Origin of the sequence: Shewanella sp. KX20019 (genome assembly GCF_016757755.1) — a bacterium.
GTDB lineage: Bacteria > Pseudomonadota > Gammaproteobacteria > Enterobacterales > Shewanellaceae > Shewanella.
On the sequence record NZ_CP068437.1, the window covers coordinates 5,181,603 to 5,198,482 of the forward strand.

Annotated in this window: 17 protein-coding genes and 1 riboswitch; of the genes, 10 read left to right on the forward strand and 7 right to left on the reverse strand. The window is 46.0% G+C overall.

What is annotated here, in order from left to right; translation table 11 throughout:
- Positions 1 to 48: 48 nt before the first annotated feature.
- Positions 49 to 305, forward strand: a riboswitch (FMN riboswitch).
- A gap of 188 nt (positions 306 to 493) precedes the next feature.
- Together ribB and JK628_RS22490 are read left to right on the forward strand one after the other, a co-directional pair.
- Entirely contained in the window at positions 494 to 1,132 is a 639-nt protein-coding gene (gene ribB, locus JK628_RS22485; RefSeq protein WP_202287094.1) for a 3,4-dihydroxy-2-butanone-4-phosphate synthase, read from the forward strand.
- Positions 1,133 to 1,521: 389 nt separating this feature from the next.
- Positions 1,522 to 4,743 (forward strand): EAL domain-containing protein, encoded by a 3,222-nt coding sequence (locus JK628_RS22490; RefSeq protein ID WP_202287095.1) that lies wholly within the window; start codon positions 1,522 to 1,524, stop codon positions 4,741 to 4,743.
- Positions 4,744 to 4,835: 92 nt separating this feature from the next.
- On the opposite strand, the gene ftnA is transcribed toward JK628_RS22490, so the two are convergent.
- Positions 4,836 to 5,360, reverse strand: a complete 525-nt coding sequence (gene ftnA / locus JK628_RS22495; RefSeq protein ID WP_202287097.1) for a non-heme ferritin — start codon at positions 5,358 to 5,360, stop codon at positions 4,836 to 4,838.
- Between the two features lie 382 nt (positions 5,361 to 5,742).
- Between ftnA and moeA the strand changes: the two genes are divergently transcribed.
- The 3 genes from moeA to JK628_RS22510 all read left to right on the forward strand — a co-directional run bounded on the left by moeA (position 5,743) and on the right by JK628_RS22510 (position 8,435).
- Entirely contained in the window at positions 5,743 to 6,987 is a 1,245-nt protein-coding gene (moeA, locus tag JK628_RS22500) for a molybdopterin molybdotransferase MoeA (protein ID WP_202287098.1), read from the forward strand.
- A 44-nt stretch (positions 6,988 to 7,031) separates the two neighbouring features.
- Positions 7,032 to 7,802, forward strand: coding sequence for a molybdopterin-synthase adenylyltransferase MoeB (gene moeB / locus JK628_RS22505; RefSeq protein ID WP_202287100.1), 771 nt, complete (start codon positions 7,032 to 7,034; stop codon positions 7,800 to 7,802).
- Between the two features lie 198 nt (positions 7,803 to 8,000).
- Positions 8,001 to 8,435 (forward strand): DUF333 domain-containing protein, encoded by a 435-nt coding sequence (locus JK628_RS22510; RefSeq protein WP_202287102.1) that lies wholly within the window; start codon positions 8,001 to 8,003, stop codon positions 8,433 to 8,435.
- A gap of 169 nt (positions 8,436 to 8,604) precedes the next feature.
- On the opposite strand, the gene JK628_RS22515 is transcribed toward JK628_RS22510, so the two are convergent.
- The 5 genes from JK628_RS22515 to JK628_RS22535 are packed head-to-tail and all read right to left on the reverse strand — an operon-like array spanning position 8,605 to position 11,736.
- The gene (locus JK628_RS22515; RefSeq protein ID WP_202287103.1) at positions 8,605 to 9,327 is read right to left on the reverse strand and encodes a hypothetical protein; all 723 of its coding nucleotides are present in this window, start codon (positions 9,325 to 9,327) and stop codon (positions 8,605 to 8,607) included.
- A 7-nt stretch (positions 9,328 to 9,334) separates the two neighbouring features.
- The gene (locus JK628_RS22520) at positions 9,335 to 9,823 is read right to left on the reverse strand and encodes an RNA polymerase sigma factor (RefSeq protein WP_202287105.1); all 489 of its coding nucleotides are present in this window, start codon (positions 9,821 to 9,823) and stop codon (positions 9,335 to 9,337) included.
- Positions 9,816 to 10,613 carry an HvfC/BufC N-terminal domain-containing protein gene (locus JK628_RS22525; RefSeq protein WP_202287107.1) on the reverse strand — a complete coding sequence of 266 codons (798 nt, stop codon included), beginning with the start codon at positions 10,611 to 10,613 and terminating at the stop codon, positions 9,816 to 9,818. Before JK628_RS22525 ends, JK628_RS22520 begins: the two co-directional genes overlap by 8 nt.
- Positions 10,604 to 11,452 carry a DUF692 domain-containing protein gene (locus JK628_RS22530; RefSeq protein WP_202287109.1) on the reverse strand — a complete coding sequence of 283 codons (849 nt, stop codon included), beginning with the start codon at positions 11,450 to 11,452 and terminating at the stop codon, positions 10,604 to 10,606. The genes JK628_RS22525 and JK628_RS22530 overlap by 10 nt, the downstream gene beginning before the upstream one ends.
- On the reverse strand, positions 11,452 to 11,736 hold the full coding sequence (locus JK628_RS22535; RefSeq protein WP_202287111.1) for a BufA1 family periplasmic bufferin-type metallophore: 285 nt from the start codon (positions 11,734 to 11,736) through the stop codon (positions 11,452 to 11,454). The genes JK628_RS22530 and JK628_RS22535 overlap by 1 nt, the downstream gene beginning before the upstream one ends.
- 341 nt (positions 11,737 to 12,077) lie before the next feature.
- Here JK628_RS22535 and folX point away from each other — a divergent pair, with 341 nt between their 5' ends.
- From folX to folM, 3 genes are read left to right on the forward strand one after another with little or no spacing between them, the layout of a single operon-like run.
- A complete protein-coding gene (gene folX, locus JK628_RS22540) occupies positions 12,078 to 12,443 on the forward strand; it encodes a dihydroneopterin triphosphate 2'-epimerase (protein WP_202287112.1) in 366 nt (121 codons plus the stop codon).
- A gap of 33 nt (positions 12,444 to 12,476) precedes the next feature.
- Entirely contained in the window at positions 12,477 to 13,115 is a 639-nt protein-coding gene (gene folE, locus JK628_RS22545; RefSeq protein WP_202287114.1) for a GTP cyclohydrolase I FolE, read from the forward strand.
- A gap of 45 nt (positions 13,116 to 13,160) precedes the next feature.
- Positions 13,161 to 13,865: a dihydromonapterin reductase gene (gene folM, locus JK628_RS22550; RefSeq protein ID WP_202287116.1), complete on the forward strand. Its 705-nt coding sequence runs from the start codon at positions 13,161 to 13,163 to the stop codon at positions 13,863 to 13,865.
- A gap of 118 nt (positions 13,866 to 13,983) precedes the next feature.
- Here the strand turns inward: folM and JK628_RS22555 are convergent, their stop codons facing one another.
- A complete protein-coding gene (locus JK628_RS22555; protein ID WP_202287117.1) occupies positions 13,984 to 15,240 on the reverse strand; it encodes a mechanosensitive ion channel family protein in 1,257 nt (418 codons plus the stop codon).
- A gap of 199 nt (positions 15,241 to 15,439) precedes the next feature.
- Here JK628_RS22555 and JK628_RS22560 point away from each other — a divergent pair, with 199 nt between their 5' ends.
- Together JK628_RS22560 and JK628_RS22565 are read left to right on the forward strand one after the other, a co-directional pair.
- Positions 15,440 to 15,976, forward strand: coding sequence for an outer membrane beta-barrel protein (locus tag JK628_RS22560; protein ID WP_202287118.1), 537 nt, complete (start codon positions 15,440 to 15,442; stop codon positions 15,974 to 15,976).
- Between the two features lie 97 nt (positions 15,977 to 16,073).
- Entirely contained in the window at positions 16,074 to 16,736 is a 663-nt protein-coding gene (locus JK628_RS22565) for a DUF3157 family protein (protein WP_202287119.1), read from the forward strand.
- The last annotated feature ends 144 nt before the right edge of the window (positions 16,737 to 16,880 follow it).

Sequence of the window (16,880 nt, forward strand, 5' to 3'; positions counted from 1 at the left end):
ATTGACGCAACATAGCGGCGCTTATCTCGTCAACAAACGTTAGATAAGCTTAATTCTCAGGGCGGGGTGTAACTCCCCACCGGCGGTAAGTTATGCATGATGTCGTTTTACATCGTCATAAAAGCCCGCGAGCGCCTACCGATACAACAAGATGTCCACTGGTAGGGTCAAGCAGATCTGGTAAACACGCCTTAATGATGACGCCCGTCATATTGAGGTTGCACCTATTCCAGAGCCGACGGTAATGATTACTGCTGCGTACTATGTGTGCGGCGTGTACTGAGTCCGGATGAAAGAGAATATAAGATTGAACAATGCTGCCTGCGCAGCAGTATCATAGTGTTTTGCCGAGTGCTAAGCACCTAATACTGCCTGTTATGCCACCATTGATTTCAGCTCTTATTAAGCACCTGCATTCATCATGAATGTAAGTGTCATTTTCTGTACGCCCTGATTCTGGCAACCCAATGTAGTTTATTTAAGGATGTTAACCATGAATCAGTCTTTACTCGCGCCTTATGGCAATGCTATCGAACGCGTCAATGCCGCACTTACTGCCCTTCGACAAGGGAAAGGGGTGTTAGTTGTTGATGATGAAGATAGAGAAAACGAAGGCGATCTTATCTATAGCGCCGAAACCCTTACCAATGAGCAGATGGCGCTACTTATTCGCGAATGTAGCGGTATCGTTTGCTTGTGCCTTACTGATGAGCGAATTGCGCAGCTAGAGCTGCCGCCTATGGTCGTTGATAACAACAGCCAATACGGCACCGCCTTTACCGTCAGCATCGAAGCTAAAGTGGGTGTTACCACTGGCGTATCGGCAGCAGATAGAGTGACCACGGTAAAAGCGGCCATTGCAGATGGCGCCGTTGCTAATGACCTTGCCCGCCCAGGACATGTCTATCCTCTACGTGCTCGCCCGGGGGGAGTATTGGAGCGTCGCGGCCATACCGAAGGCACTGTCGACTTAATGAAGCTGGCAGGATTGAAACCTTTTGGCGTTCTGTGTGAAGTGACGTTACCCGATGGCACAATGGCACGCCTGCCTGAAATCGTCAGCTTTGGGCAGCAGCATGATATGCCAGTGCTAACGATTGAAGATATTGTGGCTTACCGTAATTCGCAGTAAGGCAATTGAGTCAGAAAAAAGTCAACAGGCCACATTTTATATGCGGCCTTTTTGTTTATACCCGCTTTACCTCTAAGAATAAATAAATGCCGAGTAAGCAATAGCCACTAAGCCAAAGCTACAATGATGTTATTTAGCAAAAACGCATTTATCACTATTTCAGGTGATTGACAGCGTCAAAAAAAACCTAATAAGAAGATAGTTTTAGTCACACTTTTGACACTAGTCGCTAAATTCGTGACCTAGATTAGACTTTGGTTAATTAACTGAGACACCACAATCTTGATATGGTTATTATTTGGCGCAATTTTTTAATCTTCTATCTTCACTTTTAAGATTAAACCAACAATGTTAACAATGAGATTGTTACGCTAAAGGGTTGTCGCCGAATGTTAAGCCTGTTAAGCCATTTGAGCTTAAAACAAAAGCTATTCTTATTTGCCTCATTGCCAATGCTAATATTGGTGGTGTTTGCAGTGCTGCATTCAATATCACTATCTAAGCAGTATCAAAATGCCTCCGCTAATGCGTTAACCACTCAAGTCACACTCGGCGTCGAGAAGGTTATTTTCGAACTACAAAAAGAGCGCGGCTTATCAGCGGGCTATGTGAGTAGTGACGGCGAAGAGTTTAGCGCAGAGCTGCAACAGCAATGGCAAACAACCGATCAAGCATTGCAAAGCTTGCTGCAAAACGGAGCACTAAAAAAGGTATTAGCAGGCACCCAAGATGACTACCCGTTATTTATTGCGTTACAGGAGCGAATTGGCCGCAGCAGCGCTGAACGAGAACGACTAACACAATTTCGTCACCAGGTGCTCAGCCTAGACAGTAACCGATATTTTAACTATTACTCGCAACTCAACCAAAAGCTGATCAGTTTTATTTCGCAACTGCGCTTTAAAAGTGAAAGCTCCTATCTGGTCATAGTTCAATCCGATCTTGTAAACGCCTTAAAAATCCAAGAACTCGCGGGACAAGAGCGGGGTTTAGTCAACCAACTCCTCGCAGCAGCAACGATTAACCTTGACTCATTCGATGCGATTTCAGATATCACCGAGCAGCTCACCAATACTGTCAACAACGCAAGCTCGGTGATGACCAAAGAGAATCGTGCCAAGTTCAGTGCATTTGGGGATAGCCTTGAACAGCAAGAGATCGAAGCGCTTCGACGGCAATTACAGCAACAAATAGCCCTCATCGAACATGCGTATCGTGTTAGTAAACTCGTGGGCTATGATGGCTTAATGCACGACTTCAATAGCTATTTGATGTCCGCTTCTCCTCAGCATAGCATCAGTTTTGAGCAACATTATTTTGAAATTGGGGTTGCACTAACAGAGATTGAACGTCAGCCGAACTTAACTGAACAGCAGCTAGAACTTATTGCAGTCATTAAACGTACTGTCGATAGTTACGCTGACTATCTGCAACAGATTAAAAGCAGTAAGCAGCCTTTGCCACCAATGACTACGCTGGCAGGCAAATATGAAGTCATGCATCAAGCATTACTGCAATTGCAACACCAAGCTCCGCTGATTAGCAGTGCACATTGGTGGTCAACGGCGAGTGCAGGTGTTGAGTTGATGTATCAAATGAACATTCAACTGACAGAAAAAATTGCGCGCCAAAGTGATATCGAGAAGCAACAAATTTTGTCCTCTCTGTATATCAGCCTACTCACTGGCATGTTGTTTTTTTACATTCTCTTTATCTTAGGCAAGTACATCTGCAATCACCTTATCGATTTGATCACTACCATAGTGCAAGATGTCGAAGAGATGGCTAAAGATCCTAGTCTACAGCTACAAATCGACATAAAAGGCAGCGGCGAGCTAGCGCAAATATCCACCGCACTGAATCAGATGCTAAGCGAGCGCATGCTGGCCAAAAACTCAATGCTGCAAGCATCAGCAGTATTTGAACACTCATCTGAAGGCATTATGGTGACCGATGCGGATAACTGTATCGAATTGGTTAACCCCGCTTTTACCAAAATCACCGGCTATACCCTTGACGAAGTTAAAGGCCATAAACCAAGCATTTTAAGCTCTAATCACCATCGTCCGGAGTTTTACCGTGCGCTTTGGCAGTCATTGGCTGACACTAACCATTGGGAAGGCGAGATCTGGAATAAACGAAAAGATGGTAACGTCTATCCAGAATATCTGTCGATCACAGCAGTAAAAGATGCCCAAGATAATATTTGCCAGCACATAGGTTTGTTTCTGGACGTGAGTAACCACAAGCAGTATGAACAAGACCTGTGGTACAAGACTAATTACGATTCACTAACTAAGTTGCCAAATCGTCATCTATTTTCATCACGATTACAGCATGCGATTAATACTGCTAGCCAGCATCAAGCTCAAGTCGCGGTTTTCTTTATCGATTTAGATCGTTTCAAATTTATTAATGAACTGCATGGCCATGCTGCAGGTAACGATATTCTCAAGCAATCAGCCCTGCGCCTTGCCGACGTGCTCGGGCCTGAAGATTCTATTGCCCGTTTTGGTGGCGATGAATTTGCAATCATTTCACCGCAACTAAATACCAACGAAACGGCTGAGCAACTGGCACAAAAGCTGACTGAAGTGTTGGTACATCCGATAAAATTGGGTGCGATTGAAAGCAATATTTCTGCTAGCGTCGGCGTGGCCTTCTATCCAGAAGATGGTCAAGACATAGAGATGTTACTGAGAAATGCAGAAACCGCCATGTATCAAGCCAAACGAGATGGCCGAGCACATTTCCAGTACTTCTCACCTGAGATGAACGTCGAAATGTTAGAACGGATGCGACTCGAACAGCGATTACGAAAAGCAGTAAAACAGTCTGAGTTTTACTTGGAGTATCAACCTGTCGTTGATATGCAGCACGGCACCGTTTCAAGTGTTGAAGCGCTTATTCGTTGGCGAGATCCTGAGTTTGGCATTATCTCTCCAGCGCTATTTATTCCCATCGCTGAAGAGACAGGACTTATTGAACCTTTAGGGGAGTGGATTTTAGAGCAAGCCCTTACCGATCTGGCACAGTGGCACTCACAAGGTCATATGCTTAAAATCGCCATTAACGTGTCTGGCCGCCAATGTATCAACTCTCATGGTCGCAGTTTTTATGAGATTCTCAAGGAAGCACTTGAGCGTCATGGTATTGCGCCGCTGTATCTACATGTAGAAATAACGGAAAGCATGCTCATTGAGGATAAACCTTACAGCTTACAAATTCTTGAATCCATAAGGCAATTGGGAGTTGATATTTATCTCGACGATTTTGGTACAGGCTATTCAGCACTTAGCTATCTTAACCAGTTCCCGATATCCGTCATAAAAATTGATAAGAGCTTCATCGACAACGCCACGGTTAACCAGTCTGATGCCAAGCTCGTTAAAGCCGTAGTAATGATGGGGCAGAGCCTAGAAATGCCACTGGTTGCAGAAGGCATAGAAACCGAAGAGCAGTGGGACTTCTTACAAGCGCTCGGCTGCGACTACGCTCAGGGTTATTTAATGTCCAAGCCGTTATCCAGTGAAAGACTGGTCACCTTTCTTGAAAATGAAACAGCTATTAATCGCATCATTAACCGTAAAGCACTAACAGCGGTAAAGTAGATCTGGCGACTTAAGAACACTCATTAAATCGTAAACTATCCCCATAAAAAAAGAGCAGACTAGCTGCTCTTTTTTATCTGCTCACTTACTTATTAAGCAACGCTTGTCATCACGCTAGCAGATTCTTCAACCGCCATTTGTGCTAAATCTTTATCGACGAAGAATAGTGCTTTACCGTCTTCACCTACCAAACGAATTTTATCTACGATTGATTTGAATAGCTTCTCTTCTTCATGCTGCTCTGAAACATACCACTGCAGGAAGTTGAAGGTGGAATAATCTTGGTTACTGAATGCTGCGTGAGCAAGTTCGTTAATCTTTTTAGTGATCAACTGCTCGTGCTCATAAGTGTATTCGAATAGCGCCAGTAACGAAGGAAAGTCAGCTTGCGGCGCTTCAATCGTCCCCAACAGCGGCATGCCACCTGTTTCGCTGACATAAGTGAACAAACGATGCATATGCCCCATCTCTTCAGTTGCATGGGCACGCATAAATTTAGCCGCGCCTTCAAAACCTTTATCTTCACACCATGCACTCATCTGTAAGTACAGGTTAGAGGAGAAAAACTCCATGTTGATCTGGTCGTTTAACTGGTCAATCATCTTCTGGGCCAACATATTAATTCCTCAGGGTATTCCATTTATAGGCGCTATTGTTATCAAGCTGGCTTGTAAATGCAATAAAATTTACTTAAGTGGTTGTTTAATAGATAGTAATGGTTTTCATTTACACAGGTAAAGCAATTGCTAACATTACCGATACATGACTAAAAACCTCAAAAGAATCAGCCCTTAACTTAAGCTTGTACCTGAGCAAACTATCGATATAAAGTCTAATCAAGCGCTGGTATATTTGCCCTGCTATAGGAAAAATAATCATAAAGCCGCGACCGGCTGTTAAAACTGCCATGCAGATCATAGTCATCTGTAATCACCGTGGCATAATGCGCTATATTCGTTTTTACTTAACGTACCCTTATTCAGCCTCAAGGATAGATAGATGCAGACTAATGCAGACCCATGTACTCAACCTAGCCTAATGCATCCCACGCTAGCGATTGTTAAATTACTCGAGCAAGTGCAACCCGTCACAGATTCAGAAATTGTCACGCTGACACAAGCCTTAGGGCGCGTCTTAGCCGAAGACCTCGCTTCTCATGTCGACTTGCCTCCTTTCGACAACTCAGCAATGGACGGTTACGCTTTTAACTTTGATGATCTTGACATCACTAAGCCGTTAACACTAATTGGCGACTCTTTTGCGGGTCATCCGTATACAGGCCAATGCGTTAAAGGTGGTTGTATCCGCATAATGACCGGTGCACCCGTTCCCGCTGGTTACGACACCGTGCAGATGCAAGAAAAAGTCACTGTGGAAGGTAAAAAGATCAGCATTGAGGCGCCAAAAGCAAAAGGGGCAAACGTCCGCTACCGCGCAGAAGAGCTAACAACAGGCACTAAAGTCCTCACGACGGGTACACTTATCGGTGCTGCAGAGATGGGGGTTCTCGCTACCATTGGCGCCAGCCAATTACGAGTTTTTCGTCCGCTAAAGGTCGCTTTCTTCTCAACGGGCGACGAATTACGCCCCGTGGGCAGCGAGCTTGGCCCAGGCCAAATATACGACTCTAACCGCTACAGCATTCAAGGATTACTTAGCCGCGCTAACGTAGAGTGGATCGACCTTGGCGTTATTGAAGATGACAAAGAAGCCATCCGCCAAGCCTTTAAAACAGCTTCAACCCAGGCCGACATGGTACTAACATCAGGCGGTGTCTCTGTTGGCGATGCCGACTATACCAAACAAATCCTCGATGAAGAGGGTGAGATCACCTTCTGGAAGCTGGCGATTAAACCGGGTAAGCCATTTGCGTTTGGTCACTTAGGGGATGCTGTGTTCTGTGGTTTACCCGGAAATCCAGTGTCTTCAATGGTGACGTTTTATAAGCTTGTTTGGCCATTACTGCAAAAAATGCAGGGGTTACCGCAAGTTAAACCAGTGACATTCAATGCCACGCTAACCCACAACATTCGTAAGTTCCCGGGCCGAGTAGAATATCAACGAGCGGTACTTAGCTATAACGAACAGGGTGAAGCACAAGTCGCCGTCACTGGCGGACAAGGCTCTGGCATGCTGACATCAATGACCTTAGCCAACTGCTTTATCATCTTAGAGCAAGACTGTGATGGCGTAACGGCAGGCAGCAAGGTCACCGTTGAACCATTCAACAGTGTACTTGGTTAACTCACGCTAATGGCCGCAAGCAACAGATTGAAGAGAGCATTTTGATGTCAATTGAACCAACTGACACGGACGAGATATTAACTGACGCGGAAATATTGCGTTATAGCCGGCAAATATCCATTAAGGCGATGGATTTCGAAGGGCAAGAAAAACTCAAGCAAGCCAAGGTACTGATCATCGGTGCCGGCGGTTTGGGCTGCGCTGCCAGCCAATACTTGGCGGTAGCAGGGGCTGGCTTAATCACACTCGTCGATTTTGATACGGTTGAAGTCTCTAACTTACAGCGGCAAGTATTGCATCAAGACGCCAATGTAGGCCAAGCCAAAGTCGACTCTGCTAAAGAGACGTTAACCGGCTTAAACCCACACATTCAGGTTGATACGATTAATGCCGTGTTAGATGATCATGAGATTGAAGCGTTGGTTAAACAGCACTCAATCGTGATGGACTGCACCGACAATGTCGCCGTACGTGAGCAACTTAACCAAAGCTGCTTTACCCATAAAGTGCCTTTAATCTCAGCCGCAGCCATTAGAATGGAAGGCATGGTGACGGTATTTGACTATCAAACCGACACTCCTTGCTACCACTGCTTTAGCCAGCTGTTTGGTGAGCAACAGTTAAGTTGTGTTGAGTCAGGTATTCTCGCGCCAGTAGTCGGCATGATAGGTTGCTTGCAAGCCGTTGAAGCGGTAAAAGTGATTACCGCTATGGGCCGCACTTTAGCCGGACGCGTATTGATGATCGATGCCATGACCATGGAGTTTCGTGAAATGAAACTACCTAAGCAGCCAAGCTGTAAAATCTGTAGCTAGCTTTAGTACCATCCACAGGCATCCAAGCCGAAGTATTTAGTCATCACTGAATACTTCTGGCTTAATTGTCTTATTATCCCAACTCAGCCTCTGCTAGAAATTTGCCTATAGTTACCTTATATATTTAGCCCGTATATAACCCTTTTTGGAGTTTTTAACGTTATTACGGGTAATAATATCCATAGGAGAGATTGCCCCATGAACAACATAAAACTAAGTCTCGTTATTGCGTTGGCTTTACTACTCAATGCTTGTGAGCCACAGTCAAAAGAGCAAGTTACACCAGCCAAAGAAAAACCAACCGCAAATAAGATTGGTCTAGCCAACCCTGCCTCTACCTACTGTATTTCTCAAGGCGGCACTTTAGATATACAAACAGAAGATGCGGGTCAAGTGGGCTACTGCATTCTGCCCGATGGGCAACGTATCGAAGAGTGGCAACTGTATCGCTCAAGCAAGCAAACTCCTATTACAGCGCCAGTCAGTAAACCCAATCCGGCTGCCGAGTATTGCAACCAGCTTAATGGCACAGTCAGTTTAGTCGGTGGTATATGTACGCTACCCAATGGTGATGCTATTGATCAGTGGCAACTGTATAAGCGTGATCTTCAACAATCTGCAGAGGATCATTGAAATACTGCAAACAGCTTGTCCAGCAACTCTATATTGTTTAGAGATAGGCGGTGTTGCTGATGGCAGTTGCACCTTGCCAAGTGGAGAGGAGCTCGAGCAATGGCTACTGCTCCTAAAAAACATAAATTAATGTCGAACTGAGCTTGGCTAGGAACAGCACCAAAGCCAGTTAGTCAACAGAACGGGCGGTTGCCATCAACAGCCCTTTTTCGACCCAAATCGAAACTGCAACGCCGCGCACCACCAGCTCTGTCGGTTGCTCTCCGCGCTCTAATATCGGTAGCACGCCGTAGAGGCTGGGATCATATTGCACCTCGTATAGGGTGACATGCTGCTTATCGTTGTCGCTAAAGCGTATTTGCGCTGCTGTCAGCCCTTGTATAGAGCAGTAGCGTCCGCCGAGCATCTTACTGGCGCTATTATTGAGAAAACTCGAATTAACCGGAGTGAAATCAAGCTGAGTGAAGTAAGCTCGCAACTCGCTCAGCTGTCGAGTTTGCACTTCAAGCGGTTTCATTTTCACATGATTACGGGCAACCTCGTCAGCAATTTTCCAGCTCATGCTGTGCGCCGCGAGGGTGTTTGAGTCGCCATTAAATAAGCGCTGTAAATCTATATGAGACGACAGCTGATACCCAGCCACCAGCAGTAATACACTCGCAGCAATGGCATATAGCGCCTTGGTTATACCGCTACGTGCGCTTACGGTGTTAGCCGAACCGGCTATCGCTGTCTGTGGTGGCTCATCACTTCTTATCCGCTCATCAACCACCTTGCCAGCAAGCAGCGCTTCGATACGTGCTAAACCATCCTCTGACAGCTGCTGCGCCTCAACATACTGTTTCACTGATGATCTGAAACCCTTGTCAGCGGCTTTATCTTTGTTACCCATAATACAGTTAGCCCCCCTGACCTGTTCTGTTGGCGTTTGTAGCCTCATTTTCCAATATATCGACTGCCTTTAATTTAATGCGGTGTAATCTCGATAAAATGGTACCTCGTGGTTGCCCTAGATCGCTGGCAATCTCAGCTGCGCTATACCCCTCTACAGCCCATAGATACAGCACCTCTCTCTCCGCCGCATTTAGCTGTGAAAACAGATACTCGATGAGATCATGTTGCAACGTGACCTCTTCCAGACAAGTTTCATCGAGTAGCGCGGGAGCATGATCATCTATAGGCTCAAAATCGACTATTTTTAAGCGTCTGCAATCATCAATAAATTGATTGCGGATCATGGTGCGTAAATATGCCCTAGGGTGTGCAGGTGTCGCCCCACTCTTTAACCAACGCTCAATGGCCGTTTGCAGTAGATCTTCCGCTGCCGCACCATGCCGAGTGAGACATAAACAATAGCGGTATAAGCACTGCAATAACTCTCTATCCATGATCTGTTACTGATAGCTGGTAACCCGCAAGCCATCCCTTCTGGATTAGCTTGGGCAACAAACTCAAGTCAACATCCGCCGCCGTCAGAGCCCCGAGTGGCAAGCCTTGCTTTATCGACTGTAATAGCTGCGCCTCGGCGGCTGCCACTAATGTAAACGTTGCCTTAAAGTGGTCGCGGAATATCACTAGGTAGGATAGATTGGCGTCGCTATGCTGTGGCGAAGATTCGACACTGTCGACCGCAGCTTGATACTTTAACCATATTTGCTGCACTGGATACTGACAGGTCAGCAGTTCAATATCGGGTTGTAGTAGCAAAACAGCTTGCTGTTGCTGTGCTTCACTGAGTCGGCCCAACGCTTCCAAGCCATACACCTGTGGCAGTTGTAAAAATGCCTTGCGGTCCTGGGCATAGTAGCCCTGTTGCAGTGACCACTCTAACGCCGCTAACTCAGGAAGATACTCCAGCCCCTCAAATGCTTGATGTTGCTCTATCTCTCGAGCGAGCAGCTGCGGAAACTGAGCACCATAATGATTTAAATTAGCGTCATTGAGTGGGTAGGCAATGCCATATCGTTGCGCTAGCTGAGTGAAGCAGCCCTCGCCGAGCACGGTTTGGCACACAGGAAAGCTCGTCTGTAGGCCGTTTAACAGCGCCTGAAACGCATTGTTTCGATAGACACTCAAACGAGACTGTTCACGCTCGTTAACCATGCTAAGCAAAACACTATCATCGCCATCAGCTTGTAACGCTTTAATAAATGCGCCTTGCCAGTCAACTAAGCGCATCGGTCAACACCAGCTTTAGCATTGAGCTGCATCATATCGGCGGCAATTTGCCGCTCTTGCAGCAGTCGATTTAATGACGGGATCTCGCTGTCCCACTCAATCATGGTAGGGATATTGCCATTAAGCTGTATATAGCGCTGATAAGCGATCCATACTTGAGGATCGACAGGGTGGTTATGGGCATCAAGCAGATAATCGCCTTTTTGATGAAACCCCGCCAAATGGATCTGTTTCACACGCTTTGCCGGCACTGCATCTAAAAATGACTGTAGCTGCTGTTCCAAATTTACGCTGGTGACAAAGGCATTGTTGATATCCAGCAGCAGATAGCAATCCGCCTCCTCGGCAATAGCGGCGATAAACTCCCCCTCACTCAGTTCATTATGGCGGCAACTCATATAGGTAGACACATTTTCCAGCAATATTCTTTCACCCATAATGTCTTGAGTTTGCTTTATCCTGTTGCTGATATGCATCACCGCTTCCGCGGTATAGGGGAGTGGCAGCAGATCGGCCACCTTAAAGTCGTCATTGCCAGAAAAGCTCGCATGCTCCGAATACCAATGCCCGCCGCAAGCTTGCTTAAGTGACTTGATCTTGTTGAGGTAGTCAACGTCGAGTGTGTTGGCGCCGCCCAATGACAACCCCACGCTATGGAACACCAGTGGAAAACGTTCACTAATGCGATTGAGCAGATGCTGGTTTAAGCCGCCCTCCACCAGCCAGTTATCGACCAAGACTTCGAGCCACGGGATCTCAAGGCTATCGTCAGCCAAGATCTGTTGCACGTGAGGAGTACGCAGGCCAATGCCTGCGCCCGCAATAGCTGTCGCTAACACTAGCTTTTAGCCGGTTTAACCGCTTTAACTTCGCCGCCGGCTATTTTATCGCAGGTGCCAGCAGGGACATACACCCACTCAGTTGGCAGGTTGTCAGCTTTGGCTTTGCCCGCGCAACCATGGCTACCATCCAGCGCGCCACAATCATTAGCGCCCGCTTTGGCGATCCCGGCACATTTTTCCCACTCTTTGGGCTGATCAGGCACCGCTTGCGCGCCTAAAGACAGACTCGCAGCCAAGATACCTGCCACTGTTACACCAAGTGCTGTTGTTGAAGATTTCATATCGATTATTCCTTTTAATAGATAACACATTCAAACCCTATAACGAGTGAGCTACAGGTTTGATTGCATAATGCACAAAAGTAATTTTAGTTGAAGCGGAAATAATCGCTTAAACGATCGGCAAGAACGGTAATCACCAATAGGAAAACAAGTTTGCAAGCACCTATTAAACCCGCTATTTTTCACCCATAGTGCAACTACCATCAAAGCTAAACCTTAACAATCTGCACTATCTCAGTTGACTTTTAGATCTCCACTTGCTGTAAATGAGTAGTTAACAACTGATCCAAATAGCTGAATTTTCCCTATTCTTGCCTATAGTTAATTTAAAAGGACTCTAAATGACGACTAGCAATGCAATTATTAAAGTGACCAACCTGCGCTTGCGCACCTATATTGGCTTCAATATTGAGGAGCGCGAGAAGATGCAGGATGTGGTGATAAACATCGAGATCCACTACCCCGCAAGTAATGCTATTCGCGAAGATAATGTAGATGAAGCACTCAACTACAAGAAAGTGACCAAGGCTGTTATCCAACATGTAGAGGAGGGACGTTTTTTGCTATTAGAAAAACTCGTTGCCGACGTACTCGACATCAGCAGCCAACATCCATGGGTGCAGTATGCCCGTGTCACCATTGATAAGCCCCACGCATTAAGGTTTGCAGATTCAGTATCATTGTCACTGGAGTACCGCAAATCTTAATGGCAAATTATTCATTCACAGCAGGAGTCAACTATGGATGTATCACTCGCTGAACAGGTAAGAGAAGCATTGATTACCCAAGGACTCGAAACGCCATTAACGCCTTCGGACATGACCGCCGAACAAAAATATGAACGTATTAAAGGCTTAATGACTGAAGTCGTAGCAACCTTGGGCTTAGATCTTAATGATGATAGTTTGCAGGAGACCCCACACCGTATTGCCAAGATGTATGTCGACGAGATATTTGCTGGCTTAGATTATGCGAACTTTCCAAAAATAGCCCTAATTGAGAACAAGATGGGCGTCGACGAGATGGTACGGATCAGCGACATTAGTGTAGTGAGCACCTGCGAACACCATTTTGTGACTATCGATGGCCTCGCAAAAGTGGCCTACATCCCCGCTAACACTATTATCGGGCTATCAAAGATTAATCGTATCGTGCGCTTTTTTGCGCAGCGCCCCCAAGTTCAAGAGCGCTTAACCAAGCAGATTTTAGTCGCACTGCAAACATTGCTCGGTACCGACAATGTGGCAGTAAGTATCGATGCAACGCATTACTGTGTTAAATCCCGCGGAGTGATGGACACCCAATCTAAAACTCAAACGACGGCATTGGGCGGAAATTTTAAATCCAATGCCGCCACCCGAGCAGAGTTTCTAAGATAAATTCACTCGGCAGTTAACCCTGCTATCGACACAAAAAGGAATTTAATGACAGCCCCAATATTAATTACCGGAGTCGGCAAGCGTGTCGGCTTTTATCTTGCTCAACATTTAGCTCAGCAGGGACAAAGAGTCATTGGCACTTATCGTCGCCAATACCCGCAGCTACAACAGCTTGACGCCTTAGGTGTCGAACTGCACCAATGTGACTTTAACCATGCGTCACAGCTCAATGAGCTATTAACCACACTAAAACAGCAACCTGCCATCAGAGCTGTTATCCATAATGCGTCCGATTGGTTACCCGACGGCGATGCAGATACTGCGATAGCCATTATAGACAAGATGATGCGCATTCATGTCAGCATACCTTATGCCATCAACCTCGCCCTGACTGAGCAGCTCAAAGCCAACAACAGCATGGCTGATATTATCCATATCACCGATTACGTAGCAGAAAAAGGCAGTAAAAAACATGCAGCCTATGCCGCCAGTAAAGCAGCACTGCACAACTTAACCCTGTCGTTTGCCGCCAAGCTAGCACCCAAGGTTAAGGTCAACAGTATCGCTCCCGCTCTGCTGATGTTTAACCCCGATGATGACGAGCAGTACCAGCAAAAGGCTCTCAAAAAGGCGCTAATAGCCAAAGAGGGAGGCGAGGTTGAGATCTTAAATGCGGTAAATTATCTACTGCAGAGCCAATATGTCACCGGCCAAACATTGAAGATTGATGGCGGGCGGCACTTAGTCTAGCCAAAAATTAGCCTAAAAAACCCATAAAAAAAGGCACACTTAATAGCGTGCCTTCTTGGTAAATTGTTAGCGCCGCAGCCTAATGATTCATCTTACTGACAGATACTGTTCAGTCACATTAATGGCTTTGCAAGCTACGAACATCCGCGCCTGTTGGCCCCTGGAACACCCTTAAGCCAAACTCTGGCAATATGGCAAACACATGATCAAATATATCGGCCTGAATATCTTCATATACCGTCCAGCGAGTGTCGTTGGTGAAGATATAGATCTCAATTGGCACCCCCGATGATGTCGGCGCAAGCTGGCGAACCATCAATGTCATGTCCTTATGGAGCTGCTCGTGCTGTTTCAGGTAGGCCAACATGTAAGCCCTAAAGGTACCCACATTGGTTAGGTGGCGACTATTGACCGGCATATCGGCATCAACAACTTGAGCATTAAATGAGCCTAACTCCTGCGCTTTAGTCGCAAAATAGGGCTTAAGGTGATTAATCTTGGCTAACCGTAGTTTATCTTCTTCAGATAAAAATCCGATTGAACCGATATCAATTTGTACCGAACGTTTGATTCTGCGGCCACCAGATTCAGACATGCCGCGCCAGTTTTTAAAGGCATCAGACACCAATGCATAAGCTGGGATCATGGTAATCGTCTGATCCCAATTACGCACTTTAACTGTGGTCAGCGACACCTCTTCTACCGCCCCGTCGGCGCCATACTTATCCATTTGAATCCAATCGGTAGGGCTCACCATTCTGTTAGCCGCCAGCTGAATACCCGCCACAAAACCTAATATGGTGTCCCTAAAGACCAACATCACTAAACCGGTCGCGACACCTAAACCACTCAAGAAATAGACTGGCGATTGGTCGGCAAGCACTGAAATAGAGATGATAATGGCGACGAAAAACATGAATAACTTAAACAGTTGTACAAAGCTTTTGATCGGCAATCGACGGCTAACCAAGTTCACGTCTGCGATTTCATTGGCAGCATCAAGCCCGCTATAAACCGCGCGTACAAACAAGATAATGATAGTGACGTCTAACAGTCTGTCAGCCAAACTGGCCAATACAGCGTGTTCGGTTAACGCTAGCGGCAAGATAATATTGAGGATCAGCGCAGGCACTAGCTTGGCCATTTTCTCCAGTACGCGATAACGCATGAAGATATCATCCCACGTCACGCGAGAACGCTGGATAACCATATTCATGGTGCTAACCACACCGCGCTTAACAACAACATAGCCGATAAACGCCACAATGAAACAGGCCAGCACCAAAATGCTGGTTGAAACCCCATCGGCAGGCTGGCTGTCGATACCCGCACTGGCTAACCATTGCGTAATAGTTGCTCGTAATTCCTGATCCAAAATCTAAATCTCCAGTTAGTGAATGGATCAATTAATCCATTCAATCTTGCAAAGCACGGGTAACAAGCTCGAGTCATTTAACGAACAATGACGTTACAAACATCAAGTTTAACAGCTATTTGAGCTAAGTCAGTTGACTGTAATCTAAAGATTCACAACAATCCATTTTCTATTGTTGAATAGCTCAATCGAGATCATCATGACCAAATACTTGCTTACGTGTTTTATTACCCTGTGCAGCTTCAATGCGCTAGCGAATGATTACAGCCAAGATGAACCCATTTTACCAAAAGCGACTATCGGAATAACCCTAGACTATATTCCGGCCATCGACGATCTATACGGTGTTACGATTACCCCTAGTCATCACGACACCGATTACGCCAACTGGGGTTATTACATCGGTTATGCCCAGAGTAAAAAAGATGATTACCCCATTGAAGAACCCGGTGAAGCTTACACTAAAAGCTCACTTTGGCGCTTTGGTTTAAGCTACCCTATCGCAGCAGGCCTAAGTTTTTATGGCGGCGCAGCAGCTTATAGCCATGAACTGTCTTCAACCAATAACATTACCCCTTTAATCGTTGGCGGCGAACCCGTATGGGAAACCGAGAAAGAGACTACTTGGGGAGCTGAGGCTGGGTTACGTTATGTACTGGGCGAAAATTTTACTTTAGCCGCTGGCTATAACTCGGCCACCGAATCCGCGGTATTTAGCATCGGCTACACCATGTAATTAGCGCGCCACAACTACGATATTTTTGATCTTGTCAGTGTTAATCTGATTATAGTTTGTCTATGCTAGGGCAATCTCCTTTAAAAGGTTAACAATCATGTATAAGACCCTAATGGCATTTGCCTGCATTGCACTATTCTCACTGTCGATTCCAGCCTTTGCCGACGAAGTAGCCCGTGTCACTCTAGAAAATGGCGCTACAGTAAAGCTCAATGATGACTTCACTTGGGAATATGTGATCCTAGAAAGTCAGGTTCAAGATAGCACAGCCACCGCAGTCACTCTGCCAGCCACCGTCGCTGCAACTTCTGCCGAAGTAGCAACCGACGCCAGCACAGCCACTAATACAACACCTGCAGTGGCGACCACTTTACCCGCCAATGCCGACAACCTGACTTCAAGTGCGATTGCTCAAGCAGCCCTGCTTAAATCAACGGGTAAAAGTGGCGTGAAAGTTAGCTTTTTGAATGAGCAGTGGGACGATGACGGCCGCCTTGGCTTGACCTTCGAGCTATCAAGCAACAGCAGTGAGCATTATGTGATGATCGAATTAGAGATCAGTTTATTTGCAGATTCTGGCGCACTCATTAAGAGAGAAACGGTAAAAGTATGGCAAGCTGTATTTAGAATGCCAGACACATACCTACGTAAAGGTCAGACTCGCGAGAGTCGTGTTCTGTGGATTGAAGATATCGACAAAGCGCAGTGGACTAAGCAGTTAATGAGCCTGAAGATGAAAGAGATGGATTCTCGTATGTAGCCATTCATTGGCCGACCCCCCCCTTTTAGAGACCTAGCTGATTCAGCTGGGTCTTTTTGTATCAACTGGAGGATATTGGAACCACATTTGGTTGAATGAAAATCAGTGTTACCCAAAAATAAGTCGAAAATTTAAAACTTCATC